Origin of the sequence: Robiginitalea sediminis, from assembly GCF_002198115.1 — a bacterium.
GTDB classification, from domain to species: Bacteria; Bacteroidota; Bacteroidia; order Flavobacteriales; family Flavobacteriaceae; genus Robiginitalea; species Robiginitalea sediminis.
The window spans coordinates 33,955-59,262 of sequence record NZ_NGNR01000006.1; the positions used below are offsets into that span (position 1 = coordinate 33,955).

Here is a 25,308-nt window from a genome sequence, read left to right on the forward strand (position 1 = left end):
ATTTACCGGATTTTCCGGAGCGGATTTTTAAGGCTACTTTTGGCCTGATCGTACTTGGATGAACTGGAAATCCCTTTTACTGGCCATTTTACTGATATCCTGCGGGGGTCCCAACCCCGGGGCTACTTCTTCTGTTTCGGAGGGAGAACCCCTCCCGTTACACTATGCCAAGGGGTTTCGGGCGCGCACCCTGCCATCCGGGGTTACCCTGCTGACCATTACCCAACCCTGGCCGGGGGCAGACCGCCCCTACCATTACGCCCTGGTACCGCGGGATAAGGCCGGTCTTGTGCTGCCGGATACCCTGGATGCGGTAATCCCCGTCCCGGTGCGGCGGGTGGTGCTGACCTCCACAACACATATCCCCGCCCTGGAAATCCTGGATGCCGGTGAGACCCTGATCGGTTTTCCGGGGTTGTCCTATATCTCATCGCCACAGACAGCCCAGCGGATTGGCAGGGGCGAGATTGCCGAACTGGGGGCCAACGAGCAGTTGAATACCGAAAAAGTGCTGGAGGTCCGGCCCGACCTGGTGGTGGGCTTTGGCATAACCGATGCCCCCCGCGCCTACAGGGGCATCCTCGGGGCAGGGATCCCCGTCATTTACAATGGAGACTGGACGGAACAAGACCCACTCGGGAAAGCCGAGTGGCTCAAGTTTTTCGGCCTTCTGCTGGATAAAAGACAGGAGGCCGCAGCGGCTTTTAAACAGGTGGAGGCCGAATACCTCCGGGTCCGGGAACTGGCTGCCACCGCCGTGGAGAAACCAACAGTGCTGAGCGGGGCGCTCTACCGGGATGTCTGGTACCTGCCCGGCGGGCAAAGCTGGGCGGCCCGCTTCCTGGAAGATGCGCATGCAGCTTACCTGTGGCGCGATACCCCCGGGACCGGTAGCCTTTCACTGAGCCTGGAGGCCGTCCTGCAGGAGGCATCGGAGGCAGACTTCTGGGTATCGCCCTCCCAATATACCTCGTATTCGCAGATGCAGCAGGCCGATCCGCACTATGCGCGGTTTAAGGCCTTCCGGGAAAAAAAGGTCCTGACCTATGCCGCATCCAAAGGCCCGGGAGGCGGACTCACCTATTTTGAATTGGGTCCATCCCGACCAGACCTGATCCTCAAAGACCTCATCCATTACCTGCACCCCGGACTCCTTCCGGACCATGAACCTGTATTCTACAAACCCCTGGATCCTTGAACCCAAAGGCCTCCCATACCGTCCATTTTTCCCTGATGGGCCTCCTGTTGGCCGCGGCATTCCTGCTGAACCTCGGGCTGGGGTCTGCCAGCATCCCCTTTTCGGATACCCTCAGTATCTTGTTTGGGGGGGAGGGCAGCGGGGAATCCTGGCGCTATATCATTTGGGAGTACCGCCTGCCCAAGGCGCTTACGGCTGTCCTGGCCGGAGGCGGGCTCGCGCTGAGCGGGCTACTGATGCAGACCTTTTTCCGCAACCCCCTGGCAGGCCCCTTTGTGCTGGGCATCAGTTCCGGAGCCAGCCTGGGGGCTGCATTGTTAATCCTGGGGGCCTCCCTCCTTCCGTGGTCGGCCGCTTTCCTGCTTTCCGATGCCAGCCTGGCCGTGGCCAGCAGCCTGGGGAGTTTTGCCGTCCTGGCCGTGGTCCTGGCGGTCTCCGTCCGGCTGAAGGACGCCATGGCCCTTCTCATTGTAGGCCTGATGTTTGGCAGTATAACCGGGGCCCTGGTCACCGTACTGGCCTCGTTTTCCCAGGCGGAAGCCCTGCAGCAATTCGTGTTCTGGTCCTACGGGAGCGTGGGCAACCTCAGCTGGGAGCAACTGGGCCTGCTACTGGTCCTCTGCCTGGCCGGGGGAATCATGGCCCTTTCCCAGATCAAAGGCCTTAACGCCCTGTTGCTGGGGGAGAAATACGCCACCAGCATGGGGACTTCACTGCCCAGGCTGCGCTTCTGGGTAATCCTGGCCACGGGAATCCTGGCTGGGGGTATTACCGCCTTTACCGGCCCCATCGCCTTTATCGGCCTGGCAGTACCCCACCTGGCCCGCCTGTGGCTCACTACTTCGGACCACCGCCGCCTATTCCCCGCAGTCCTGATCGTAGGCGCCAGCCTGATGCTCATCTGCGATACGGTGGCCCAGCTCCCCTACTCCTCCTATGTGTTGCCCATCAACGCCATCACCTCCGTCATCGGGGCCCCGGTTGTAATCTGGCTCCTGCTACGACGCAGTAAAATGCTGTTCTGACCCGGGATTGGGAAATCTGCGCCGGAGCACCTACTTTCGTACCCGGAACCTATGAAACCACTGTCTGAAGAAATGGCCCTGGAGGTCCGGAACCTCCGGATTGGGTTTGCAGAAAGCAATCCCCCCATATCCCTGTCCGGGCCGGTAGACCTGAAACTCCCCCCGGGAACCCTGACCGCCATTGTCGGGGTCAATGGGGTCGGCAAGACCACCCTGCTGCGGACGCTTTGCGGCCTGCACCCGCCTTTAAGTGGCGATATCTTCTGGAAAGGGTTGTCCCTGGATGCGATCCCGGGATCCCGACGTGCCTCCCTGTTAAGCATTGTCCTGACCGAGCCGCCGGCATCCCGGAACCTGACCGTAGCGGAAATGGTAGGTCTGGGACGGCATCCCTACACCAATTGGGCCGGGCGGTTTTCGGAGGAGGACCGCAGGCAGGTGGCCGAGGTCCTCAGACGCATGGACCTGGAAACCCTGGCCCACCGGGCCTGCCACACCCTGAGCGACGGGCAGTTGCAACGCGCCCTGATTGCCCGGGCTTTGGCACAGGACACCCCCCTGATGCTCCTGGACGAACCCACTACCCACCTGGACCTCTACCACAAGGTCAAAATTTTGAAAACCCTGGGGCAGATTGCGCGCGATACCTCAAAAGCCGTGGTCTTTACCACCCACGAAATTGGCCTGGCCCTTCAACTCTGCGACCTGATGCTGATCCTCAAGGAAGAGCAGGCGCGCTTTGGCGCCCCTTGTGAACTCATAGAAGCTGGGGATTTCAACACGCTTTTCCCCGAGGATGCGATCCGCTTCGACTCCAAAACGGGAACGTTCCGGGTGCGGAAGTAATCGGCCCTTTCCTGCATACATTCTTCGGCCTTCTTGTTATCTTTACCCAAAAGACGCTTTATTCCCATGGATGTGATGTGGACAGTTGCCATTGCAGTGGTATGCCTCGGGGTGGGATTCCTGTTGGGGAGCTATATCCTCAGGCTGAAAACCCAATCCGCCCAAAGCGCCCTGGCCGAAAGGGAACGGCTTCTGGGGCAGAACCTGGAGCAATTGGGAGATTCCCTGGCACAGGAGCGCGAACGCGCCCAAACCTTACAACGGGAGCGCGAGGGCCTGCGGGAAACCCTTGTGCGCAAGGAATCGGAAATGGAAAGCCTGCAGGAAAAACACCGGGAACAGCGCAAGGCCCTGGATGAGATGCAGCAGACCTTTTCCAAGGAGTTCGAGAACCTGGCCAATAAGATCCTCGACGAGAAGAGCCTGAAATTCACGGAGCAAAACCAGAAGAACATCCGCAATATCCTGACCCCCTTACAGGAACGCATCCAGCTTTTCGAAAAGAAAGTGGAAGAAACGCGGAAGGAAAACTACGGCATCCATCAGGCCCTGCGGGAACAATTGCTCAACCTGCAGAATCAGAACCTGAAAATCAGCCAGGAGGCTGAGAACCTCACCCGGGCCCTCAAAGGAGACAGCAAGATGCAGGGGAACTGGGGCGAGTTGGTGCTGGAGCGCGTCCTGGAAAAATCCGGCCTGGAACGGGACCGGGAATATTCGGTACAGCAGAGCTTTACCCGTCCGGATGGTACCCGCCTGCTTCCGGATGTGATAATCCACCTGCCCAATGGCAATAAGATGGTGGTAGACTCCAAGGTGTCCCTTACGGACTATGAGCGCTATGTCAACGCGGAGGAAACCGAGCGGGAGCGGCACCTTAAAGACCACGTGAATTCCATCAAAAGGCATGTGGAGCAGCTTTCGGCCAAGAAATACGAGGACCTTTACGAGATGGAGAGCCCGGATTTCGTATTGATGTTCATTCCCATCGAGACGGCCTTTACCATAGCCATCAATTACGACAACGAGATTTACAATACGGCCTTTGCCAGGAATATCGTCATCGTGACCCCAAGTACCCTACTAGCCACCCTCAGGACCATCGACAGCATGTGGAGCAGCGAAAAACAGCGGCGCAATGCCCTGGAAATCGCCCGTCAGGCCGGCGCGCTTTACGATAAATTCGTAGGCTTTGCGGAGGACCTCACCGAGGTGGGCCGGAAAATGGACCTGGCCAAGAAAGACTACGAAGGGGCTATGAACAAACTCGTGGGCGGGCGGGGCAACCTGGTTACCCGTGTGGAAAACCTCAAAAAACTGGGAGCCAAAGCCAAAAAGAATATGCAGGAGCCGCTGCTCAGGCGCGCCGGCGATACCGAAGCGGACCCCCTTCCCGAATACGAATCACAGGACAACCCAAATGCCATCGGATCATGAAAAAAGCCCTGTTTACGACCTTGTTGATTATCCTGGCCCTCTTTTTTGCGGTCTATGCCTTCCTGTACTATGTCCCCTACAGCGACGGGGTTCGGTCCGGGGAGCTCATTAAATTCAGCCATAAAGGCTTTGTGGTCAAAACCTGGGAAGGGGAAATCAGCCAGGGCATCTCCGGGGCGCAGATCTTCTCCTTTTCGGTCCTGGACAAGGACCAGGAGGTGATCGATAATATGGTGGAATACCAGGGGGAATACGTCAAACTCTACTACCGGGAGCACTATGCCACCTTTCCCTGGTGGGGAGATACGAAATACTTTATTTACCGGGTAGAACGGGACCAGTCGCCACATGTGCGGCAATAAATTCCGGGGATAACCCACTGGCCGCCTCCTGGTCCAGCAACCAGATCAGTTCCCCGGATTCGGGGCGTACCCTGGCGGCCGGATACAGGGCTTCGGCCCCCTTACCTTCCAGGATTTCCTTTACTTTTTCGGCCTTGGCACCTCCGGTGACTAAAAACACGATCCGTCGGGCCCCGTTGATCCAACCCCCGGTAAGGGTAATACGCTGTTGCCCGGACACCGGGTGGGTGGCCACCTCACACCCGCGCGGAGAATCCCAAAGGGACATCTGGTGCGGGAAAACCGAGGCGGTATGCCCGTCATCCCCCATCCCCAGCAGAACCAGGTCAAAGCGGGGCATACCCCAAGCTTTGGGCAACCGATCCCGTATAAGGGCCTCGTAACGCCGCGCTTCCTGCTGCGGGTCCTCCTCCCCTCTGATGCGGTGGATGTTGGATGGGTCCGCGCTGATATGGTCAAAGAGGTGCTGCCGGGTCATTCCGTAGTTGCTTTCGGGGTCCCCGGGCCCCACGCAACGCTCGTCCCCCCAGAAAAATTCCAGACGATCCCACGGGACAGTCGCGGAGGCATCGGCAGCCCAATGGTCGAAGAGGATTTTAGGGGTACTACCCCCGGAGAGAGCCAGGTACCGGAAGGATTCTTCCCGGCACCAACCTTCAAAGCGACGGGCCATGTGGGCGGCGACCCCGGCTTGGGTATTCAGGATTCGGATTTCCATAGATCAGTCTATTATACAGAAGCCGGGGTCGTCGCGGAGGTGTTCCCCGGGGTTACGCCAGTAATACGGGCCGTCGAAAAGCTCATCTGCATTCCTGGGCCCCCACATCCCGGCGGTATAGCCATAGGTATCCACCCCTTCCCCCTTTTTCCAGAAGTCGAGGATGGGGTCCACGAATTCCCAGGCCGCCTCAACCTCATCGGCACGGGCATAAAGGGTGGCATCGCCCTGCATGGCATCGAGCAGGAGGCGCTCATAGGCGTCCATGACCCGGTTTTCCGACAGGTCGGAGTAGTAGAATTCCAGGTTGGCCCGCTCTACACTGAACCCCTGCCCGGGTACTTTGACCCCGAATTTGATCAGGATGCCCTCGTTGGGCTGGATCCGGATAATGAGTTTATTGTCTTTGCTGTCCATGCCGGACTCCCGGAAAATCTGGTGGTGGGGAGACTGGAAGTGGATTACGATTTCGGTTACGCGGGTAGGCATGCGCTTGGCCGTGCGGACATAGAAGGGGACACCAGCCCAGCGCCAGTTGTCCACATAGAATTTTAAGGCCGCATAGGTTTCCGTGGTACTGTGCGGGTCTACCCCGGGCTCTTCCCGGTACCCCGGGACCTCTTTCCCATCCACCTGCCCAGCCAGGTATTGCCCCCGGATGGTATTGCGGTGGAGGGTTTCGGCGTCGCGCATGATGCGCAGCGACTTCAGGGCCTTGACTTTCTCGTTGCGGATAGACTCCGCATCCGGGCCTATGGGCGGTTCCATCACTACCAGGGAAACGATCTGAAGCAAGTGGTTCTGGAACATATCCCGAAGTGCCCCGGCCGTATCGTAATACCCGCCGCGCTTGCCTACCCCTACACTTTCGGCATTGGTGATCTCCACATGGCGGATGTAATTCCGGTTCCAGAGGGGTTCAAAAATGGAATTTGAAAACCGGGTAACCAGCAGGTTTTGAACGGTTTCCTTCCCCAGGTAGTGGTCTATACGGTAGATCTGGGCTTCGTCAAAATACTGCTGCAGGCCGCGGTTCAGGGCCCTGGCCGTCTGCAGGTCGTACCCGAAGGGTTTTTCCACGATAAGCCTCCTGTGCCCTGTGCTGGTGTCGGCCAGGCCGCTGGCGTGCAGGTTCCGGGCCACGGACTCGTAGATTTTAGGGGGTACAGACAGGTAAAACATCGCATTCCCATCGGTTTGCTCGCTTTGGTGGAGGGCTTCGATCCGCTCCGCCAGCTTCACGTAGTCGGTATCATAACTCTCCCCCAACCCGAAATAAAAGAGCTTACGTGCAAATTCCCTGCGAAGGCCGTGGTTGCCAATGGTCTCGGGGATGTGGGGGTTGTCTACCGCCAGCCGATTGCGAAACGCTTCATCGTCCCCATTGCTGCGGCTAACCCCCAGCACGGCAAAGTGTTCCGGGAGGTGGCCCCCTTGATACAGGTCAAAGAGGGAGGGTATGAGCTTCCGCTCGGTAAGGTCACCGGAGGCGCCGAAAATAATGAGCAACTGGTTGGGTATTCGCTGCATGGTTCCCGGTTTATCTACCCCCGGAACGCAGGCCAGCAGCGTGTGTTCCCGGGCGTGAAATGGATAATTTGCCCTATTTTTGGAGGCGCAGCCAAAGATAGGGTTATTTTATGGGCGATTAAAGCCCGGCTGCACGTAAAAACGGACACCATGTCAACATCGGATCCCAGTGTTTTCGGACTTATCGGCCTTGGCGTAATGGGGCGCAACTTTATTCTCAATGTAGCGGAAAAGGGCTTTTCGGCCCTGGGGTACGACCTGGATCCGGAAAAAGTAGCAGCCCTGGAAGAAGCAGGCGCGCAAACAGGCCGTGTAAAGGCTACCACAGACCTCGCGACTTTCGTCTCAGGGCTGGAGCGCCCACGCAGGATCATGCTCCTGGTCCCGGCCGGAAACCCGGTGGATGCCGTAATAGAATCCTTGTTGCCACACCTGGAAAAGGGGGACATTGTTGTAGATGGCGGAAATTCACACTACAGGGATACCGACCGCAGGGAGGCTTCCCTGGCAACGGCCGGGATCCACTTTTTCGGGGCAGGGGTGTCCGGGGGTGCCGAAGGCGCCCGCAGGGGCCCGAGTATTATGCCCGGAGGCTCGCGGGACGCCTATGCCTACCTGAAACCTGTTTTTGAAGCCGTGGCGGCGCGATACGACGACACCCCATGCGTGGCCTACCTGGGGGCGAAATCGGCCGGGAATTACGTTAAAATGGTCCACAACGGGATTGAATACGCCCTGATGCAGGCCATAGCCGAGGTCTATGATGTACTTCGCCGTGCAGGCAAATGGGACAACCCGTCCCTGGCCCGGCTTTTCGATACCTGGAACCAGGGAAGGCTGCAGTCCTTCCTGGTCGAAATAACGGCAGAAATCTTCGCCCAGCCCGACCCCTATGGCACTGGCGAATTGCTGGACCACATCCTGGACAAGGCCAAACAAAAAGGAACCGGGAAATGGACTTCCCAGGATGCCCTGGACCTGGGCATCCCCGTGCCCGCACTGGATGCTTCGGTAAGCATGCGGCAGATTTCGGCCCTGAAAGCGCTGCGCGAAAAAGCGGAGCCCCTCTTCCCCGCCCCCGAGGGGTCGGTTCTGGAGGCGGATACCCTTGCCGCAGAAGCGGAAGCGGCCCTTTACTTTGCCTTTGTAATGGCCTATGCCCAGGGCATGCACCTGCTGGCGGAAGCCTCCGAAACCTATGGCTATGAGCTGGATCTGGCCGAAATCGCAACAATCTGGAGGGCCGGGTGTATTATCCGCGCCGGTCTTTTGGCCTCCATCACCGAAGCGTACCGGGAAAATGCCGACCTGGAAAACCTGATCCTGGCCCCGGGCTTTGCCCGCGACCTGAGAGAGAGCCTGCCGCGGGTACGGTCCTTTGTGTCCCTGGGCGTTCAAAGCGGGATCCCGTTATCTGTCATTGGCGGCAGCCTGTCCTACTTCGACGCCATGCGAAGCGGCAGACTACCCCTGAACCTGGTACAGGCCCAACGGGATTTTTTCGGGGCGCATACCTACGAGCGGACCGACCGCGATGGTACCTTCCACACCGAGTGGCAGTAAAAGCCTAGAAATTGAAGACCCGGCTAAGGTTAAACCCGAAATAGATATTCCCGTCTCCCCAGTCGCCCGCGGCGTTCCCCAGGAAACCGCTCTCGAAAGTGGGCTGGGCATTGGTAAAATGCAACTGGAACACGTGCCCTCCCGTCTCTATGTCCACCCCTATGGACAAGGGGTTTACAAAGGGGGACCCGTCGGCACGGTTCAGGTGCCACCCGTAATCTACATTCAGGCTCCAGCGTTTCCCTAGCTTATAGCGCCCGCCAAACCCCATCACAAACTGGGCGTTTTCCTGGGGAGCGTAATCCACGTAGCCCTCATGGAAGAAGGTAGGCATGAGCTGCAGGGAGAGTTTCTCGTTGAACTTCCGGGATATCAGCAGTTGCTGGGTAACCGAGAGCCGTTCCGCAAAACCGATGGGCTGCTGTACCAGGTCCTCGTCCAGGAAGGTGTTGACCGCCGCCTGGGAATACCCGACCAGGGTTACCGGAGAACCTGGCCCCTGTTGTATCAGGCGGTATTTCAACGAGGTTTCATAGGTCTTGTTAAAGGAATTCCGGGAAAAAGAAACGTCTACCCCGTCGGAGATCCCATAGAGAAATTGCAGGCGGGTATTGGCGGCATCCAGGCCGAAGAAATCGTCGATCCCGTTTTTGATGCTGCCAAAGCGGTGGGAAATGATAAAATAAAACTCCCGCTTATAGAGCATTTTGGTCGATTCGAAATTGACAATCTTCAGGCCCTTAAAGGCGAAGTCCGTGACCCGGGCGGTGTCTTTCCGCTCCAGGGAAGCCAGGAGATCGTCCTGGGAAAACAGAAGAAAGGGCATGCATAACAACAGCAGGGCAATGGTCTTTTTCATAGCTGGATTTTTGTTTAAGGGTTTTGGCAAAAACCGGCAGAAGCCCCCGGTTTTTCCGGTTGATTCAATTAAACATACAAATTCTTTGGAAACCCATATGGCTGATAATAAAATATTTAAACCCTTTGATGATTTTGTTTAAGCTTTGCGCAACCATCGGGCTTACTCGCCATCTATTCAAAAAACCATCCCGTTCCCAAATACCCTGCAAAGCAGCCTTTTTTGCCGCTCTGCCCCGGGTTAAGGCCACGGACAAATCAACTCAGAACCGCTATGAAAAGAATTGCCACCACAGGTGTTTTATGCCTCCTCCTTATTGGGATGTCCTGTTCCGGAGGAGACAACGAGGAAGGGGTACCCCCGGAAAACAACAACACCAACAACCCAACACCCAACCCAGACCCGGACACCTCTGCAGACCTTTCCTATGCAGACGATATTCGCCCTATCTTTACGGCCAATTGCAACTCGTGCCATGGGGACCCACCTACCCAGCAGGCCCCCATGTCCTTAACCACGCTTCAGGAAGTGATTAGTGCCGTAAACGACAGGAACCTGCTGACCCGACTCAACAGCGCCAGCAGCCCGATGCCTCCCGCAGGACGCCTCCCCCTGGCCACCCGGCAACTCATCGCGGACTGGGTAGACCAAGGTTTCCCGGAATGAAAAGACTCCTGTTTGTATTGCTGTTATTACTGGCGCAGCCCATTTTTGCACAGGGCAGACTCTCGGCCACTTCCGGGGAGGTTCGGCTGAATGCTTCCACCCCCCTGGAGGATATCAATGCCGTCAATACCCAAATCAGCGCCGCACTGGATGCCTCCACTGGCGAGATAGCTGTCCTGCTGCTTATCCGGGAGTTTGAATTCCGCAAACGCCTGATGCAGGAACACTTCAACGAGAACTACATGGAGTCCGACAAATACCCCAGGGCCACTATAAAAGGTACCCTGGGGGCAACCCTGCAACTGGCAGACGGCGCATCGGAAACCTTCACCCTGTCCGGGGCGCTGGATATCCACGGGGTCACCCGGGATGTGGAAATCCCCGTGCTGATCAGCCGGCAGGGCGATAGCTATACGCTCAGTTGTGATTTCATCGTGGACTCGGAAGCCCACGAGATTGAGGTACCCCGAATGCTTTTCAAGAAAATAGCGCGGGAAGTTCAGGTAACGGTGACCCTGGTGCTGGAACCCGCCCGGTAAGGGCTTTAAAACGGTTTTTTGTGCGACCGCAGGGAACACCGAATCGCATAGCCGAAAAAATGTGCGTACCGGGTTGCGAATCTCTGCGGAGGCGGATACAACCGAACCCTTGATGGTGTACCTTTGGTGCCTTGTTCATATTGCTTGTCGATATACACTAAAGTCCGGGCGGTGGAGCGGGAGTTCCGCCACCTGGAGAAGGAGGTAGCCGCCTTCCAACAGGCTACGGGACTGTCTTGCCTGGCGCGGTGTGGCCGCTGTTGCCACTATCCGGATATTTCTGCCACCCCCCTGGAATTTTTACCCCTAGCCTACCACCTGTATAAAACCGGGCAGGCCGAAACCTGGCTGGAACGCATTACTTTGGAAAGCACCGGGTTATGCCCACTCTTCAAACCGGTGTTGCGAGAAACAGACCCTGGGTTCTGCGGTTCGTACCCCCATCGCGGTCTGGTGTGCCGCCTTTTCGGGTTTTCAGCTATCCGGGACAAACAGGGTGTGGCACGGCTGGCCACCTGCAAACCGCTCAAGGAAGAACGGGGGTACGATGTACAACGGGCCGACCAACATGTTGCAGAAGGCAGGGAGGTACCGGTTATGCACGACTACTATTTCCGCCTAATGGCCATAGACCCGGCCTTATCCCGCCAACTGGTTCCCATCCGGGAAGCCATCCGTCAGGCCTTGCTGGCCGTACTGGCCTACTACAGCTTCCGCCGGCCGCGCAAAAGTGGTTAATGGAGGCCGGGCAAAAAAAACCAGCCTCAGGAAAACCGTGGCTGGTAAAGTATACCTAACCGGGAAATGCCGCGCTGGCCTGGCTCCCGGGATACGATCAAACAACCGGATTCCCATCGCGTAGGGAAGGGAATCCGGGATCTCAGTTATTTACTCAGGTACATGGTCCTGCGGGCGTAGAGGTTGTAGAACTCATCGTCCTTCAGGCTGTCTATAAACAGGATGCTCTCCCCGGTACTCTTCATCTCCGGACCGAGGTTCTTGTTGACATTCGGGAACTTGTTGAAGCTGAAGACCGGTTGCTTGATGGCATACCCCTCCAGTTTGGGGTTAAAGGTAAAGTCCTTGAGAGTCTTCTCCCCCAGCATCACCTTTGTGGCATAGTTCACATAAGGCTCCCCATAAGCCTTGGCGATAAAGGGTACCGTACGGGAGGCGCGGGGGTTGGCCTCAATCACATACACCTTGTCGTCCTTGATGGCAAACTGGATGTTGATAAGACCTACCGTGTTGAGGGCCAGGGCAATCTTGCGGGTATGGTCCTTGATCTGCTGCATCACAAACTCGCCCAGGTTAAAGGGCGGCAGGGTGGCGTTGGAATCCCCGGAGTGAATCCCGCAGGGTTCGATATGCTCCATGATACCGATAATATACACATCCTCCCCGTCGCAGATGGCATCGGCCTCGGCCTCGATAGCCCCGTCCAGGTAGTGGTCCAGCAGGAGTTTGTTATTCGGGATTTTACGAAGCAAATCCACCACGTGGGCCTCCAGCTCCTTCTTGTTGATCACAATCTTCATCCCCTGACCTCCAAGCACATAGGAAGGGCGTACCAGCAAGGGGAATTTAAGCTCGTCTGCCAGGGCCAGGGCCTCGTCGGCGCTTTCGGCCACCCCGAATTGCGGGTACGGGATGTCGTTTTGCTTGAGCAGGGTCGAGAAGCTGCCCCGGTCCTCGGCAAGGTCCAGACTTTCGAAGCTGGTTCCGATGATGCGGATCCCGTATTTATCCAGTTTTTCGGCAAGCTTCAGGGCTGTTTGCCCCCCGAGCTGCACAATGACGCCTTCCGGCTTCTCGTGCAGGATAATGTCATAGATATGTTCCCAGAAAACGGGTTCGAAGTAGAGCTTATCGGCCGTATCAAAATCCGTGGAAACCGTTTCCGGGTTACAGTTGATCATAATGGTCTCATACCCGCATTCCGCGGAGGCGAGTACCCCGTGCACGCAGCAGTAATCGAACTCAATCCCCTGCCCGATCCGGTTGGGGCCCGAGCCCAGGACCACGATCTTTTTGCGGTCGGTGACCTCGCTGTCATTGGCCACATAGCGCTCCCCATCCGGGGTTTCGATTTCCTCTTCGAAGGTGGAATAGTAATAGGGGGTCATGGCGCGGAACTCGGCGGCGCAGGTATCCACCAGCTTGTAGACCCGCTTGATGCCCAGGGCCATTCGCTTTTTGTGGACCTCGCTCTCCCAGCACTCCAGCATATGGGCAATCTGCCGGTCTGCAAACCCTTTTTGTTTGGCTTCCAGCAGGAGGGCTTTCGGGAGGGATTCCACGGAGTATTTACTGATTTCCTTTTCCAGCTGATAGAGTTCCTCGTATTGCTTGAGGAACCACATATCGATTTTGGTGATCTCGTGGATCCTACTGAGCGGGATACCCAGCTGGATGGCGTCGTAGATCACAAATACCCGGTCCCAGCTGGCGTAGGTGAGCTTCTGGATAATGGTATCGTAGTCGGTATACCCTTTGCCATCGGCTCCCAGGCCATTGCGTTTGATCTCCAGGGACTGGGTGGCCTTGTGGAGGGCCTCCTGGAAGGACCGGCCAATGCCCATCACCTCCCCTACGGCTTTCATCTGCAGGCCCAGGGTACGGTCTGCCCCCTCGAACTTATCGAAGTTCCAGCGGGGGATTTTTACGATGACGTAGTCCAGGGTGGGTTCGAACAGGGCCGAGGTAGACTTGGTGATCTGGTTTTCCAGCTCGTCCAGATGGTAGCCTATGGCCAGTTTGGCCGCAACCTTGGCAATGGGGTACCCCGTAGCTTTCGAGGCCAGGGCAGAGGAGCGTGAAACCCGGGGGTTGATCTCAATGGCGATGATGTCTTCCTTCTCGTCCGGACTAACCGCAAACTGCACGTTACACCCGCCGGCAAAATCCCCGATGCTGCGCATCATCTTGATGGCCATATCCCGCATCCGCTGGAAGGTGCGGTCCGAGAGGGTCATGGCCGGGGCCACGGTAATGGAGTCCCCGGTGTGGATCCCCATAGGGTCCATATTCTCGATAGTACAGATAATGACCACGTTGTCGTTCTTGTCCCGAAGGAGCTCCAGCTCGTATTCCTTCCACCCCATCATGGCCTTGTCTATCATCACCTCGTGGATGGGCGAAATTTCGAGGCCGCGGCTCAGCAATTCGTCAAAATCCTCCGGCTTATACACAATGGAGGCACCCGCGCCCCCAAGGGTATAGCTTGCCCGGATCACCAGGGGGAAGCCGAACTCCTGGGCGATTTCCTTCCCCTGCAAAAAGGAGGTGGCGGTGGCCTGCGGGGCCATGGGAATCCCGATACGCTCCATAAGGTCGCGGAATTTCTCCCGGTCTTCCGTTATGTTGATGGCATCGATATCGACCCCGATAATCTCAATGTCAAAGTCTTCCCAGATGCCCTTATCGCCGGCCTCAATACAGAGGTTTAGGGCGGTCTGACCTCCCATGGTGGGGAGCACTGCATCGATTTCCGGGTGGTCTTTGAGCACCTTCACGATAGATTTGGTGTTCAGGGGCAACAGGTATACGTGGTCCGCCATGGAAGGGTCCGTCATAATGGTGGCGGGGTTGCTGTTGATCAGGACCGTTTTGATCCCGTCCTCGCGGAGGGATCTCAGGGCCTGGGAGCCGGAATAGTCGAATTCGCAGGCCTGGCCGATGATAATGGGGCCCGAGCCTATAATCAGGATGCAGTTGATGTCTTTTCTTCTTGGCATGCTTAGGGATTGGGTTTTCGGGGTTCAAGGATAAAAAAAAGGTGTTACTTTCGGAAAGCAACACCTTTAAAGTTGTTAACAGGATATCCCATTTATTTTTTGTGCCTCGGCTCTGAAGATACACTGAGTTTCTTACGACCTTTGGCTCTTCTGCGGGCCAGCACCTTCCGACCATTGGCCGACGCCATGCGCTCACGGAAACCGTGCTTGTTTCTCCTCTTTCTCTTGGATGGCTGAAATGTTCTCTTCATCTTGAAAAATTTTCCCGGGAATGCGGCCCGAAGGCTTCGAATTTTCTGGGCGCAAATATACGAAGAGTTTTGGCAATCCCAAATGCAGTGCCATTTTTTTTCGAAGAGTTTTTACTACTTTTGTGCTCTGGGTCCGGGCCAGCCCCCATGGCCGGAACAAGTGGCCTGAGCGGGTCGGAAACCAGCCGAAATTGACCCATCCAAATAATCCTAAGACGCATGTTCAACAAGAATATAAAAATGATCCTGGCAGCCGCCCTGGTTGGCTTTGCCGGATACCAGTTTGTAGAAGGCGAGATCGGAAACGGCATTGCCCTGATCCTGCTGGCGGGCATCTTTGTTTTTCTCTATTACCGCAATGAGATTATCCTGCTGGCCTTCCTGCGCATGCGCAAACAAGACCTGGAGGGCACGGAAAAATGGCTGGCGAAAATCAAAAGCCCCAAAGCTGCACTTACCACCAAGCAGCGGGGGTACTACAATTACCTGCACGGGATTATCTACTCCCAGAAGAACCTCACCCAGGCCGAGAAATACTTTCGCAAAGCGCTGAAGCTTGGCCTGAATATGGACTACGACGTGGCTATGGCCAAGTTGAGCCTGGCCGGGATCGCCATGCAGAAACGGCGCAAGCGGGAGGCTACCACCCTGCTGTCCGAAGCCAAGAAACTGGACAAAAACAACATGCTTACCGATCAGATCCGGATGATGCAGCAGCAGATGAAGCGCATCTGATCAGGCAGGAACTTCGATCCCTTCTTTTTGCAGCATGCCGATCAGGGCCTCAGCCTGCTTCCGGTTGGGCAGACCGTGAAGGTCCCTGGTTTTCCCGTTCTTCAGTTTAAGGCTGTACCGGTCGCGGCCAAAAGCACGGCTGCGCTTCAGGCTCCGGATCTCCTGCAGCGGCACCTCCTTACGCCAGTCCTTGCGGAAGATCACCAGATAAAGGCATAAGACGCTGACGGCCCCCAGCACATACCACAGGGGTAGTCGTTTACACCCTTTTTTTCAATCGTGGCAGGGGTTTGAGGGGGTTCCCTTTTTCAGTTTTACGACAGCTTATATGTAAAAGAACGTATGTTATCGGACTAAAGATAACGGTTTAATCAATTGGCTTATTACTAATTTTCCTACATTTTCTAGCCCTAGCAATCGCCTCAAGTGCCTTTGTAATTGGCAGGACACCTAGAACGGTCTTTAGGAAGTATCCAAAGTTTCGTAATCGCTGCCCTGGAAGCAGAGTCAGGTAGATCAGGAAGATCAAAATAGATAACAGATTTAAGTTCATGGTTCCTCCTATTTTAAGATTCATAGCCCTTAAGCGTCAAGTCGGATGAATCGAGCGGAACCAAGCTATATTTTTCTGTTTTCGTTTAAAAGGACAGCCCGGGGAGGCCCTTGCCTGGCCTGTGGCCACCTGCTCCCAAAGCAGGTAATAAAACGTTTCGGACGCGGCCGGAACTTGCCTTCCGGTCGGGGGCGAAGCGCTAGGCCGAGCGCCGATTGAGCGTCACGGCCATGTAAAGTGTTTGTCATGACACGCACACATCTTGAATAATGCCCTATTGCTCCTCTTTGGTTGGGGTCTGCGTGCGGGGGATAGCGGCTATTTTACATAATGTGATTACGGCCCCCGACAGGGAGAGCCGTAATGCCACGTTATGTAAACATAGCTTTGGAAAGGGCCTTTAGGCCCGTAGCATGGGAGGCGTGAGGGGTAAAAAAGACCGGGCGAGCCGCGAGGGTCCGAGCGGCGGGGGTTTTTTACCCTGGGGAGTTATTTCTTGTAGCCTACAGGCTTGCGGGGAGGATCCTTTGGTTTTTCAATCAGCCGTTGCAAGACCTGATAGATTTCCTGGAACTGCTGGCTGTATTGGGATTCCATCTTTTCGATCTTCTTCATGATCTCCTGGTAATTGTTGGCCAGCTTGCGCAGCTCCACAAAGGTCTTTATGATCTGGATGTTCACTGCAATGGCCTTGTCGCTTCCCAGTACGCTGGAGAGCATCAGGATGCCGTATTCGGTAAAACAGAACGGTGGATAGCGCAGTCCCATCTTATCCGATGGATTGGAGGACGCAATTTGCGACCTCCAATGGGCCAGCTCTTCCTTAGTCATTTCAAACATAAAGTCCTCCGGGAAGCGATCTATATTTCTCCTTACAGCCTCTTTGAGTCGTTTGGTTTCCACCCCATAGAGCTCGGCCAGGTCCCTGTCCAACATAACCTTTTGACCTCTTACGGCGTGGATTCTTTTGATGATAACCTCATTGGGGATGCTCAGTTCTTTACTCATAACAGGGGTGGGTATTTCAGTTTTAAAAGTATCTCATTTGTCTTGATATCACAATCAGTGATCGCTAGTTCCCCCGATCGGATGGAAGCGGTCTACCATCTCATGCAGGCCCTCCAGATCGTCCTGCAGATACTTCTCGGTAGAGCTGATATAGCGGTGGCCGGCGCGGTACTGCACTTCCCGAAGGTTATATTGGCTGAGCCAATGGGTGATCACTGAGGCCCGCAGCTGGTGTACGTTTACCACCTTTTGATTGGTGGCGCGTAGTTTCTTTACAATGTGCAAGAGCGTATTGCCCAGCCGGGCATTGCCGGGGATAAAGAGCCGATCACTTGTAACCTTTCTCCTCTCAACTATGGATTCCCGGGTCTGGCCCACGTATTCCTGTAGTTCGAGCACCTGCCAGGGTTTGAGCTCCAGGGTACGGGCATTGCTTTTACGGCTTCCTCGGATGTAGATTTTCCCTTTATGAGGCAGGGCGTCCTCCACCTCCAGGCGGATCAGCTCCGAGGTTTTGAGTCCCTGGTAGACCAGCAGTCCTACCATCACCCGGTTGCGCTGGGCGGTAAGCTGATGGTAAGGATCTTTGATATTCCGGGTAGGGAACGAGTAATAAAGGTCTTCCAGCTCGTCGGGCTCCAACAGGTTGTGATGCACTTTGCGCACTACGCCCTTTACACTTACATCCTCCAGGGGATTGTCGCTTCGCCGGGCCTCACTGATCAGGTACTTAAAATAGGTTTTAAGGCTCCCCAACTTGTGGTTGATCGTCCTTTTGGTATTGCCTTTCCGCTGGAGGTATTGGATGTATTTAAGGCACAGTTTGTAATCGATAGCCTCGGGGGGCGTGGCTTGCCTTTTGCACCACTTTTTAAAAAGCTCCCCCGCTCGCAGCTTGCCCTCGATGGTTTTAAGGGTATAGCCCTCCCCTTTTAGGTACTGCTCATAATCCATCTTCCATCTTCTCTAACAGGTGGGTATAGATCTGGGTGGACTCCAGCGAGCTATGACCCAAAAAGGTTTTGATTTTCTCTAACGGTACCTCCTGCTCTAAAAGGTGGGTGGCAATGGAGTGGCGCAGGGTATGCAGGGTGATTTGCTTCTCTGAGATTTCCGGATCGTTGGCCGCCTGTACCATCGCTTGCAGGCGGTGAGCCAGGCTCATCCCTAGAAGGCGCGTACCATGATGGTTGAGCAAAAAGGCTTCCGTATCGCATTTGATATTGAACCGGGGGCGGGATGCGTACAAGTAATCCTGTAAGATATCCAGGTTATAGGCATTCACCGGAACAAAGCGCTCTTTGTAGTTCTTGCCCTTTCTTACGTAGATGCGCTGCCTGTCAAAAAGGATGTCCGATACATCCAGGCTAACCGCCTCATTCCTTCGGAGTCCCGCGCTGTAGAGCAAGACCAGTATGGCCCGGTCCCGCTTGCGGTACTGTGATTTCGGATGGCTGCTTCGGGTGGCTTTAAAAAGGCGTTTGATTTCTGCTTGGGTGAGTACGTGGCTACGCGCCTGGCCGGGATCTCGCTCCGCCTTTAGGTGCACCTGCAGGGCGCTTTGCACCCCGTGCTGGCGCAGGTATTCCCTAAACTTCTTTAAAGCCTGCTGGTGTTTGTTTAAATACGCTTTGCTAAGAGCCCCAGCCCGCCGCTCGTTGGCCCGCTGTTGCAGCTGCTCGTAATAGGCTCTGATTGTTTTTGAGGTGATTTGCCCTATCCCGGTGATCCCAGCCTGCTCCATCGCGTAAAAAAACTCCTGTAGGTGATTGGGCAGGTAATACACCGTACTCTCTGCATAACCCAGTACATCCAACCAGTCCCTAAAGCTGGAGACTAGCACCCGGTAGCTCTCATTCTGTAGGCGGAGTTTTTTCATCGCAATCGCAGGGCTTTTTCTTTTATGGTGGTTCATTTTTAAAAATCAGTGGCGCGTTGCCTTTAAACCCCTCACCCTCTTCGGCTTATCCTCGCCATTTTCGCAGTGGCGAGCTCCTGGCGAGGTGGCGCACCGCAGTGCGGTGAGACAAGAATTTAATGCCTGTTCGATTTGGGCTTTAAGGCTGTCGTATTCCCGCGTATCGAGGATCTCATAGCAGTAGCTCTTGGTATCACCCTCCCGCACCCTGCCGATGTAGCCCTCGCCTAATAATTGCTTGTTGTAGCGCCTAAGGGTGGTCTCCTTCACACGAAGGTTACGCCGTATCTCCGCACTGGTAAAGGAGCGCTGTTTGTTCTTTTCTAAATATGCCTTTAGGCATTCCAGGTGGTTGCGGGTGGCACCGTTTAAGGCATCGCTCTTTCGAAGCAGGACCTCAGTGATCAGCCTATTTGCCGCTTTAATATCCTCCAGGGTGGTCTCGATGTATTCTTCTCCGGTCGCCGCATCGTACTGCTTCTCGCGCTGCCACTGGCAGTAAAAGGTGATGGCCTCTATAAATTGCAGGTAGTGTGCATTGGTGCGCCGGGGCTTAAACACGCTTTTGGGCAGTTCCAGGTGCAAGGCAAAGGGGTTAATTACCTTAACTGGGCGCAGCATCATTTGTGCTTCTCGCAGCTGGCGGATGGCTTTTTCTTGGGCATGCTCATTGATCTGTCCCGCAGATACGGCCCGCTGGTACTGCATAATACGCTGATCCTGGGCCTCGCTCTCATCGATATATAATAGGAAGCTACGGTTGCTGTTATCCTCATAGATGCTCTCCTGGGTGGTACACCCCGCTACGCATACCGGGCCCTCGACGGTGAGTTTAATTGTCTTGGTATTGCCGCTGCGGTCCTTATGGCTCACCCGTTTGGTGATACTGCGTTTGGATTGCAGTTCCCGCAATGGGTATAAAGCCCCTTCCGCCCCGTCCATGTCTTCGATCAAAATCAGTTTGTGGCGCAGCTCCGTGCGATTGAAGTAGTAAAAAGCGTTTTCTGAGAGTACCGTCATGTCGATGATCTCATGGGGTGGGATCAGCTCGGCCACCTTGCTCTGCAGGTGGGTCTTGCCTGCCCCGGAGCTTCCCAGGCTGATGCAATGCAGCGGATTGGCGCTCTTGCGGCTGGTAAAGATCAGGTACATCAGCAGGCGATTGGTTTCCTCACCGATCACTCCCGACTGCCCGATAAGCTCATTGGTCCTTTCAAGTAAGTCTTTTGACCTTAAAAAACGGATGGCGGCTTTCTCCTGGGAACCGGTAAGCTCCGGGATCGGAACCTGGACCTGCTCCTTGTCCAGTTGGCTCAGGCGATACTGTTCCAACCCATCGGTGAGTTCCTGGAGCGCTTTGCGAATGATGCTGGTGCCTATCTCCAGGCGCTCAGCGGTTTTTCGCACCAGCTTCTCCACCTGGTTGTCATTGTATAAATCCAGGTTGTGGCGCAGTTTTATATGATCGCCGGTTTTATTTAAGGAAAGGGTCGTACGCAGGGCTTCGAGGTGACTCAGCCGAACCCCGCCCAGTACGTGGATCTCCAGGTGGGTGGTTGTAAACCGGTAGTGGTTCGGGTGGCTGGTGTCCAGCATGGTGAATAAAAAAGTTTTGTGTGTACGATTGGACACAAAACTATAAAATCATAAACATATCACCAACCACTATCAGCTATATTTACCTACTTTTTTACCGTATCTTTGACTAAAGAGCGTATAATCATACATTTTAGCTTAGGATTATGACCAAAATAGGTAGTAGAATCACGGAGCTTCGCAAGACAAAAGGGTGGTCACAGGGAGAACTGGCCGGTAAGATCAGTGCCTCCCGGGAGGCTATCGGTAAGTACGAGCGAGGCGAGGCTATTCCTTCAGTGGAGACCGCTAAAAATATCGCGGATGTCTTTGACGTTTCCCTGGACTACCTGGTGGGTGATGTAATTAATCCCTCCTTTGATAAACGCATGGTAGAGCGCCTACAGGATTTTGAACTGCTCACCGAAAAAGACCGGGCCCACCTCTTTGCCCTACTCGATGCCTTCCTGAGAGACGCTAAGGCTAAAAAGGCCTATGCTTCGTGAAAGGGCATAATAAAACCGCCTCGGCGGGCGGTTTTATTATTACTGTCTAGTTTCTAATAGCCGGGATCTGGCTTCCGTTAGTGCACTTAAAAAATCATCACAATCCATTCTTTTTATTGCATGCTCAAAAAATTCTATCTCCAAATTGTCTTTTTCAGCATTTATTTCGCACAACTGATTATCTCCCATCCATATTTCAGCTACTAAATTTTCTCTGTCCGGTAAATCAACTATTTGTACTTGAAAGGCGCTCATATTCTTATCTATTAATTAAACCTAGAAATTCTTTACCATCCTTTGAAAATCTTGCACCTTGTCCATTAGGAGCTACAACTTCAAGAACATCACCAAATCGACCAGTATGTCTAACTGTAGCTTTAGAACCAGGATTATTCAAAATATTACTGAGAACTTTTTCACCTTGCGCATTAATGCTTGCAGGATTCCCAACGGCTTGAGGAAATCTCGATCCAGGGCGGCTCCCATGCTTTTGAAGGGCTCTGCCTATTTTGGTTAATCCCCCTCTATCTAATGCCTTAGCAATTCTTAATAAATCTTTTGGGTTATATGCTCCTCCTATTAAGCCAATTGCTCCGAGTCCTCCGAGTGGTTGTAGTCCTGTTATTTCCCCACTGGCATCAACTCTATAGGTAAATCCATTTAAGGTAACAGTTCTCGGCTCTAATGTACTAACAACTTTACCCAATAGGGTTCGCTTTGCTGGTAGAACCTGTAAACCTATCGGCCCGTTTACATTGAATGTCTCCTCTTCTGTTTCACCACTATCTTCTTGGTTGGACTCTGAACTCAAGACTTCTACTTCATCCAACAGCGTTATGTTCTGTTTATCACTGTCCCTATACTCATCATACATTTCATCATCCGGACATGCTACTTCGTTACCATTGGCATCAAAACATTTCCCGCCATCCGGATCAAATGCCACAACAGGATTATTTCCCATGGCAATATAAGGTGAACTGAATTGCTTATATGGATCCGTTGTAACGAATCTCCCCAATACGGGGTCATAGTGGCGTAGGTCGAATTCCAGCATGTTATAATTAAGGGATTCGCTGAGTTCTACTCCCTGGAAGGTTTGGTAATTATTCTCCACTCCGTTGACCACCGAATTGTAACCCTTGTGTTGCAGTCCGAATGGGTAGTCGTTTACACCCTTTTTTTCAATCGTGGCAGGGGTTTACGCAGGTTCCCTTTTTCAGTTTTACGACAGCTTTTATGTAAAAGAACGTATGTTTTTGACTACTGAACAAGTTGTTCTGAATCTATATGTGAGATATTTTCTTTATGGTCTTTAATTTTTCAGCTATTGCGGCGAGTTGCCTCTAAAGCACTCAGGTTGTGTAGCTTATCCTCACCATTCCGGTAGTAGCGAGCAGGTAGTAATTGCCCCGTCGATTAACCAAGTTAGTATATCTTCTATAGAATAGACGACCAGGTCAAGGACTTTTTTATTAAAAACGTAAAAGCCCTATAAATGTTAAAGTTTTTGGTTCATGCGTTGTGCAGGATAAGACACTTTTGTTACCTATAAGTGCCAATGAAAAAACCGCCTTCGGGCGGTTTTAAGATTCTAATTCAGGCATACTGTTCACGTAAAAAGTGATATTCCATGATTCAGTAGAATACTTCTACTCCATAGCTATCCAGTTTGAGCTTAATACTACTCCATTTTCACCTTTGGACTTGTCTTTTACTAACCAATACACCTTAATTTTTTTGTCATCCTCATTTATTTTGAGGCGATTAAGATTTAAGCATATTACTCTCCCGATATCTTGTCCACTCTTCAATCTTTGAAGTGTTCCACCTTTTTCAGATATGTCAAAAATAGATGTAACTGGTATAGTTTCATTTTTGAATGTTTTTATGTCAGAGAAAAACCTTCTGTGACCCTCGGCATTTTCAACAACTAATTGGTCTTTATCAATCATCTCTAGAAGTTCATCTAATTCATATTCATCTAGTAATTCACTTTCTGGATGATCCCCTTCCAGTAGATTAAATGCCGACCAATCAATTTCTGTTTCTTTCTCAATTTCATGGAACAACAGACGTATACAACTTGAAGGCATAACACAATTACTACACTCGGCAATATCGGTCACTACAATTGAGATTTTTTCTCTTTTCTGATCTGTACAAGAAATTAATAGAATTGAAAATAGTACGATCAATACATTCTTAACTTCAATTTTTATCATTCCAAAGCCTTTTGCTGTTTGTTAACTTCGTCCTTATATTTTTGTGTTGTTTTAGAAAAAGTTGGGGATTGCTTTTGTTTTTTATACGCACTTTCCTCCCGATATTTCACAAACTCTTTAGTGTTATTAAAAACCTTAGTCTCACCTCTTTGTGAAATGTGCCCTTCTTCATGTTCGAGGGTGCTTCTTAGGTTATAAACATTATTCAAGGTAGTATGCTCCGTTTTATCTCTGTCTACTGATATACTTAGTGTCTTTTCATCAGTAGGAGTTTTGACAACCTTGTCATTTACTACTTGTAATCCCCCTATACTAGTCTCATATCTTTCAGATTTATCTTTCGCATCCGTAGAAACGGTGACCTCTCCAAAATCTGCGTCAGGAGTAGCATTCTTTATTTGGGAATCAACATAAAAATTAAGTAGGCCATCGTCACCCACAAGTTTTCCGGCTTTGGTAATTTCGAGCTGCTGATCCCCTTCGCTTAGTTCACTATTGAATGTAAGTGCGACATTTACATCTCCATCATTTGTCCCATCGTCATAAATTATTTCGCCATTCAAATTGATTATTTGCAATAAAGGCGACATTCCATCAGGATCAGTATATATAATGGGGTTATTAAAAGCATAGTTATAAGGCGAGTGCCTCCTCATATCTTCCGCAAGCGGATCTATATTCATCCACCTACCAATTGCCGGATCATAATTCCTGGCACCGAAGTCATAGGTTTCAAGGCCCAGGGCTTCATCATATTCCTTATCCCCGAACTTCCACCTTAGAGCCACGGAATTCCCTAGTGATGACACATCGCTATTGTACCCTTTATGTTGGAGGCCGAAGGGGTAGTCGTTTACACCCTTTTTTTCAATCGTGGCAGGGGTTTACGCAGGTTCCCTTTTTCAGTTTTACGACAGCTTATATGTAAAAGAACGTATGTTTTTGACTACTGAACAAGTTGTTCTGAGTCTATATGTGAGATATTTTCTTTATGGTCTTTAATTTTTTAGCTATTGCGGCGAGTTGCCTCTAAAGCACTCAGGTTGTGTAGCTTATCCTCGCCATTCCGGTAGTGGCGAGCAGATGGCGAGATGGCGAGCAGGTAGTAATTGCCCCGTCGATTAACCAAGTTAGTATATCTTCTATAGAATAGACAACCAGGTCAAGGACTTTTTTTATTAAAAACGTAAAAGCCCTGTAAATGTTAAAATTTTTGGTTCATGCGTTGTGCATGATAAGACACTTTTGTTACTTATAAGTGCCAATGAAAAAACCGCCCGAAGGCGGTTTTTATCTAAGATCCTATTCTCCTTCACTTTTCGATCAAGAACAACTTTGATTGTCAGAGCGAGAAAAGCTTCTAGTACTGATTTGGAAAAGCAGCAAAATATGGTTACTGTTTTTCTTCTGATCCGCATAAAGAATATCCCGAAACAAATACAATCTTGTCTCCCGTTATTCTGTATTCCCACATAGTGAATGAATCATCCGTAACCACTCTTAAAATTCTCCTTCCCTCAGAATCATATTCTTCGAAGGAAGTATCATATTCTAAAAATTTGAACTTCATTGATTCTTTCTGCCTTGCAAATAACTCCTCAGCTATATCCCCATCAACAATAAACAAATGACCTTTGTTGTAAAAGAATCCATAAGGTTCCAAGTTAAAGGCTAGGTTCCTGTCTGGTATTGATTCAATGGTAAAAGACGGATTAAATGTCGATGTTTTAACATTGATAACGAATGTCAACTTGCAGTTATAATAGTCACATTTCTTTTCATGAAGAACTATACTGTCTAGGATTGGAGTTAATTGGCGGTTTTGAATCTCCAAACTCTTAAGAACAATTTCTTTTTCTTGGTGTTGTGCGAGCCCTGTTAGATTAAATCCAGTCAAAACTACAAATACCAATAACTTGGTCATACTCATAATTTCAATTTTACTATAGGCGCTGTTATAGTGAAGACTTACCCCTTTTCGTACAGCGGTAAATTAAACAAATTGATGTTTTAAGGGTACATTCTCCTTTGAATATTCTTCCAGGTATTCTCTTGGA

Annotated in this window: 26 protein-coding genes; 11 read left to right on the forward strand and 15 right to left on the reverse strand. The window is 52.4% G+C overall.

The features are described from left to right. Positions 1 to 58: 58 nt before the first annotated feature. The 5 genes from CA832_RS14690 to CA832_RS14710 all read left to right on the forward strand — a co-directional run bounded on the left by CA832_RS14690 (position 59) and on the right by CA832_RS14710 (position 4,868). Positions 59 to 1,198, forward strand: a complete 1,140-nt coding sequence (locus CA832_RS14690; RefSeq protein ID WP_088342399.1) for an ABC transporter substrate-binding protein — start codon at positions 59 to 61, stop codon at positions 1,196 to 1,198. Then, positions 1,195 to 2,223: an iron chelate uptake ABC transporter family permease subunit gene (locus CA832_RS14695; protein WP_394335760.1), complete on the forward strand. Its 1,029-nt coding sequence runs from the start codon at positions 1,195 to 1,197 to the stop codon at positions 2,221 to 2,223. Before CA832_RS14690 ends, CA832_RS14695 begins: the two co-directional genes overlap by 4 nt. Positions 2,224 to 2,274: 51 nt before the next feature. Beyond that, positions 2,275 to 3,069 carry an ABC transporter ATP-binding protein gene (locus CA832_RS14700; RefSeq protein WP_088342400.1) on the forward strand — a complete coding sequence of 265 codons (795 nt, stop codon included), beginning with the start codon at positions 2,275 to 2,277 and terminating at the stop codon, positions 3,067 to 3,069. A 66-nt stretch (positions 3,070 to 3,135) separates the two neighbouring features. Beyond that, on the forward strand, positions 3,136 to 4,506 hold the full coding sequence (rmuC, locus tag CA832_RS14705; protein ID WP_088342401.1) for a DNA recombination protein RmuC: 1,371 nt from the start codon (positions 3,136 to 3,138) through the stop codon (positions 4,504 to 4,506). Continuing rightward, complete coding sequence (locus CA832_RS14710) at positions 4,503 to 4,868, forward strand: 6-phosphogluconate dehydrogenase (RefSeq protein WP_088342402.1); 366 nt, start codon at positions 4,503 to 4,505, stop codon at positions 4,866 to 4,868. Before rmuC ends, CA832_RS14710 begins: the two co-directional genes overlap by 4 nt. On the opposite strand, the gene pgl is transcribed toward CA832_RS14710, so the two are convergent. Then, positions 4,822 to 5,586: a 6-phosphogluconolactonase gene (pgl, locus tag CA832_RS14715; RefSeq protein ID WP_088342403.1), complete on the reverse strand. Its 765-nt coding sequence runs from the start codon at positions 5,584 to 5,586 to the stop codon at positions 4,822 to 4,824. The two genes, CA832_RS14710 and pgl, sit on opposite strands and share 47 nt — an antisense overlap. A 3-nt stretch (positions 5,587 to 5,589) precedes the next feature. Further along, a complete protein-coding gene (gene zwf, locus CA832_RS14720) occupies positions 5,590 to 7,116 on the reverse strand; it encodes a glucose-6-phosphate dehydrogenase (protein ID WP_088342404.1) in 1,527 nt (508 codons plus the stop codon). Between the two features lie 150 nt (positions 7,117 to 7,266). Between zwf and gndA the strand changes: the two genes are divergently transcribed. Continuing rightward, positions 7,267 to 8,679: an NADP-dependent phosphogluconate dehydrogenase gene (gene gndA, locus CA832_RS14725; RefSeq protein WP_088342431.1), complete on the forward strand. Its 1,413-nt coding sequence runs from the start codon at positions 7,267 to 7,269 to the stop codon at positions 8,677 to 8,679. Between the two features lie 4 nt (positions 8,680 to 8,683). On the opposite strand, the gene CA832_RS14730 is transcribed toward gndA, so the two are convergent. After that, positions 8,684 to 9,538 carry a DUF5777 family beta-barrel protein gene (locus tag CA832_RS14730; protein WP_088342405.1) on the reverse strand — a complete coding sequence of 285 codons (855 nt, stop codon included), beginning with the start codon at positions 9,536 to 9,538 and terminating at the stop codon, positions 8,684 to 8,686. A 273-nt stretch (positions 9,539 to 9,811) separates the two neighbouring features. Between CA832_RS14730 and CA832_RS14735 the strand changes: the two genes are divergently transcribed. From CA832_RS14735 to CA832_RS14745, 3 genes are all read left to right on the forward strand, one after another. After that, positions 9,812 to 10,204, forward strand: coding sequence for a hypothetical protein (locus CA832_RS14735; RefSeq protein WP_143542407.1), 393 nt, complete (start codon positions 9,812 to 9,814; stop codon positions 10,202 to 10,204). Then, positions 10,201 to 10,743, forward strand: coding sequence for a YceI family protein (locus CA832_RS14740; protein ID WP_088342407.1), 543 nt, complete (start codon positions 10,201 to 10,203; stop codon positions 10,741 to 10,743). The genes CA832_RS14735 and CA832_RS14740 overlap by 4 nt, the downstream gene beginning before the upstream one ends. Before the next feature lie 171 nt (positions 10,744 to 10,914). Continuing rightward, positions 10,915 to 11,481 (forward strand): YkgJ family cysteine cluster protein, encoded by a 567-nt coding sequence (locus CA832_RS14745; protein ID WP_158211946.1) that lies wholly within the window; start codon positions 10,915 to 10,917, stop codon positions 11,479 to 11,481. A 146-nt stretch (positions 11,482 to 11,627) separates the two neighbouring features. Here the strand turns inward: CA832_RS14745 and carB are convergent, their stop codons facing one another. Then, on the reverse strand, positions 11,628 to 14,480 hold the full coding sequence (carB, locus tag CA832_RS14750) for a carbamoyl-phosphate synthase large subunit (protein ID WP_088342409.1): 2,853 nt from the start codon (positions 14,478 to 14,480) through the stop codon (positions 11,628 to 11,630). A 92-nt stretch (positions 14,481 to 14,572) separates the two neighbouring features. Then, positions 14,573 to 14,731 (reverse strand): 50S ribosomal protein L34, encoded by a 159-nt coding sequence (rpmH, locus tag CA832_RS14755; RefSeq protein WP_088342410.1) that lies wholly within the window; start codon positions 14,729 to 14,731, stop codon positions 14,573 to 14,575. Between the two features lie 219 nt (positions 14,732 to 14,950). Between rpmH and CA832_RS14765 the strand changes: the two genes are divergently transcribed. Then, positions 14,951 to 15,466, forward strand: coding sequence for a hypothetical protein (locus CA832_RS14765; protein ID WP_088342412.1), 516 nt, complete (start codon positions 14,951 to 14,953; stop codon positions 15,464 to 15,466). Here the strand turns inward: CA832_RS14765 and CA832_RS14770 are convergent, their stop codons facing one another. From CA832_RS14770 to CA832_RS14790, 5 genes are all read right to left on the reverse strand, one after another. Beyond that, positions 15,467 to 15,670 (reverse strand): hypothetical protein, encoded by a 204-nt coding sequence (locus CA832_RS14770; RefSeq protein ID WP_088342413.1) that lies wholly within the window; start codon positions 15,668 to 15,670, stop codon positions 15,467 to 15,469. Between the two features lie 838 nt (positions 15,671 to 16,508). After that, positions 16,509 to 17,027, reverse strand: a complete 519-nt coding sequence (locus CA832_RS14775) for an ORF6N domain-containing protein (protein ID WP_198944496.1) — start codon at positions 17,025 to 17,027, stop codon at positions 16,509 to 16,511. Between the two features lie 54 nt (positions 17,028 to 17,081). Next, positions 17,082 to 17,981 carry a tyrosine-type recombinase/integrase gene (locus CA832_RS14780; RefSeq protein WP_088342414.1) on the reverse strand — a complete coding sequence of 300 codons (900 nt, stop codon included), beginning with the start codon at positions 17,979 to 17,981 and terminating at the stop codon, positions 17,082 to 17,084. Next, positions 17,971 to 18,906, reverse strand: a complete 936-nt coding sequence (locus CA832_RS14785) for a tyrosine-type recombinase/integrase (protein ID WP_158211947.1) — start codon at positions 18,904 to 18,906, stop codon at positions 17,971 to 17,973. Before CA832_RS14785 ends, CA832_RS14780 begins: the two co-directional genes overlap by 11 nt. Before the next feature lie 45 nt (positions 18,907 to 18,951). After that, on the reverse strand, positions 18,952 to 20,541 hold the full coding sequence (locus CA832_RS14790; RefSeq protein ID WP_088342416.1) for a hypothetical protein: 1,590 nt from the start codon (positions 20,539 to 20,541) through the stop codon (positions 18,952 to 18,954). Between the two features lie 146 nt (positions 20,542 to 20,687). Between CA832_RS14790 and CA832_RS14795 the strand changes: the two genes are divergently transcribed. Continuing rightward, entirely contained in the window at positions 20,688 to 21,026 is a 339-nt protein-coding gene (locus CA832_RS14795) for a helix-turn-helix domain-containing protein (RefSeq protein WP_088342417.1), read from the forward strand. Positions 21,027 to 21,065: 39 nt separating this feature from the next. Here the strand turns inward: CA832_RS14795 and CA832_RS14960 are convergent, their stop codons facing one another. The 5 genes from CA832_RS14960 to CA832_RS14815 form a co-directional block, all read right to left on the reverse strand. After that, positions 21,066 to 21,281 carry a hypothetical protein gene (locus tag CA832_RS14960; RefSeq protein WP_143542408.1) on the reverse strand — a complete coding sequence of 72 codons (216 nt, stop codon included), beginning with the start codon at positions 21,279 to 21,281 and terminating at the stop codon, positions 21,066 to 21,068. Positions 21,282 to 21,285: 4 nt separating this feature from the next. Continuing rightward, positions 21,286 to 22,215: an RHS repeat-associated core domain-containing protein gene (locus tag CA832_RS14800; protein ID WP_317042294.1), complete on the reverse strand. Its 930-nt coding sequence runs from the start codon at positions 22,213 to 22,215 to the stop codon at positions 21,286 to 21,288. Positions 22,216 to 22,678: 463 nt separating this feature from the next. Then, entirely contained in the window at positions 22,679 to 23,251 is a 573-nt protein-coding gene (locus CA832_RS14805) for a hypothetical protein (protein ID WP_088342419.1), read from the reverse strand. Continuing rightward, positions 23,248 to 24,060: an RHS repeat-associated core domain-containing protein gene (locus tag CA832_RS14810; RefSeq protein ID WP_088342420.1), complete on the reverse strand. Its 813-nt coding sequence runs from the start codon at positions 24,058 to 24,060 to the stop codon at positions 23,248 to 23,250. The genes CA832_RS14805 and CA832_RS14810 overlap by 4 nt, the downstream gene beginning before the upstream one ends. Positions 24,061 to 24,644: 584 nt before the next feature. Beyond that, positions 24,645 to 25,175 (reverse strand): hypothetical protein, encoded by a 531-nt coding sequence (locus tag CA832_RS14815; RefSeq protein ID WP_158211948.1) that lies wholly within the window; start codon positions 25,173 to 25,175, stop codon positions 24,645 to 24,647. Between the last annotated feature and the right edge of the window lie 133 nt (positions 25,176 to 25,308).

Coding starts and splice junctions, on each gene's coding strand:
- CA832_RS14780 (WP_088342414.1), bottom strand. CDS start 17,981: ATGGATTATGAGCAGTACCTAAAAGGGGAGGGCTATACCCTTAAAACC.
- CA832_RS14960 (WP_143542408.1), bottom strand. CDS start 21,281: ATGAGCGCCTTTCAAGTACAAATAGTTGATTTACCGGACAGAGAAAAT.
- CA832_RS14740 (WP_088342407.1), top strand. CDS start 10,201: ATGAAAAGACTCCTGTTTGTATTGCTGTTATTACTGGCGCAGCCCATT.
- rmuC (WP_088342401.1), top strand. CDS start 3,136: ATGGATGTGATGTGGACAGTTGCCATTGCAGTGGTATGCCTCGGGGTG.
- rpmH (WP_088342410.1), bottom strand. CDS start 14,731: ATGAAGAGAACATTTCAGCCATCCAAGAGAAAGAGGAGAAACAAGCAC.
- pgl (WP_088342403.1), bottom strand. CDS start 5,586: ATGGAAATCCGAATCCTGAATACCCAAGCCGGGGTCGCCGCCCACATG.
- CA832_RS14805 (WP_088342419.1), bottom strand. CDS start 23,251: ATGATAAAAATTGAAGTTAAGAATGTATTGATCGTACTATTTTCAATT.
- zwf (WP_088342404.1), bottom strand. CDS start 7,116: ATGCAGCGAATACCCAACCAGTTGCTCATTATTTTCGGCGCCTCCGGT.
- CA832_RS14690 (WP_088342399.1), top strand. CDS start 59: ATGAACTGGAAATCCCTTTTACTGGCCATTTTACTGATATCCTGCGGG.
- CA832_RS14710 (WP_088342402.1), top strand. CDS start 4,503: ATGAAAAAAGCCCTGTTTACGACCTTGTTGATTATCCTGGCCCTCTTT.
- CA832_RS14790 (WP_088342416.1), bottom strand. CDS start 20,541: ATGCTGGACACCAGCCACCCGAACCACTACCGGTTTACAACCACCCAC.
- CA832_RS14785 (WP_158211947.1), bottom strand. CDS start 18,906: ATGAAAAAACTCCGCCTACAGAATGAGAGCTACCGGGTGCTAGTCTCC.
- carB (WP_088342409.1), bottom strand. CDS start 14,480: ATGCCAAGAAGAAAAGACATCAACTGCATCCTGATTATAGGCTCGGGC.
- CA832_RS14765 (WP_088342412.1), top strand. CDS start 14,951: ATGTTCAACAAGAATATAAAAATGATCCTGGCAGCCGCCCTGGTTGGC.
- gndA (WP_088342431.1), top strand. CDS start 7,267: ATGTCAACATCGGATCCCAGTGTTTTCGGACTTATCGGCCTTGGCGTA.
- CA832_RS14815 (WP_158211948.1), bottom strand. CDS start 25,175: ATGACCAAGTTATTGGTATTTGTAGTTTTGACTGGATTTAATCTAACA.
- CA832_RS14730 (WP_088342405.1), bottom strand. CDS start 9,538: ATGAAAAAGACCATTGCCCTGCTGTTGTTATGCATGCCCTTTCTTCTG.
- CA832_RS14775 (WP_198944496.1), bottom strand. CDS start 17,027: ATGAGTAAAGAACTGAGCATCCCCAATGAGGTTATCATCAAAAGAATC.
- CA832_RS14795 (WP_088342417.1), top strand. CDS start 20,688: ATGACCAAAATAGGTAGTAGAATCACGGAGCTTCGCAAGACAAAAGGG.
- CA832_RS14735 (WP_143542407.1), top strand. CDS start 9,812: ATGAAAAGAATTGCCACCACAGGTGTTTTATGCCTCCTCCTTATTGGG.
- CA832_RS14700 (WP_088342400.1), top strand. CDS start 2,275: ATGAAACCACTGTCTGAAGAAATGGCCCTGGAGGTCCGGAACCTCCGG.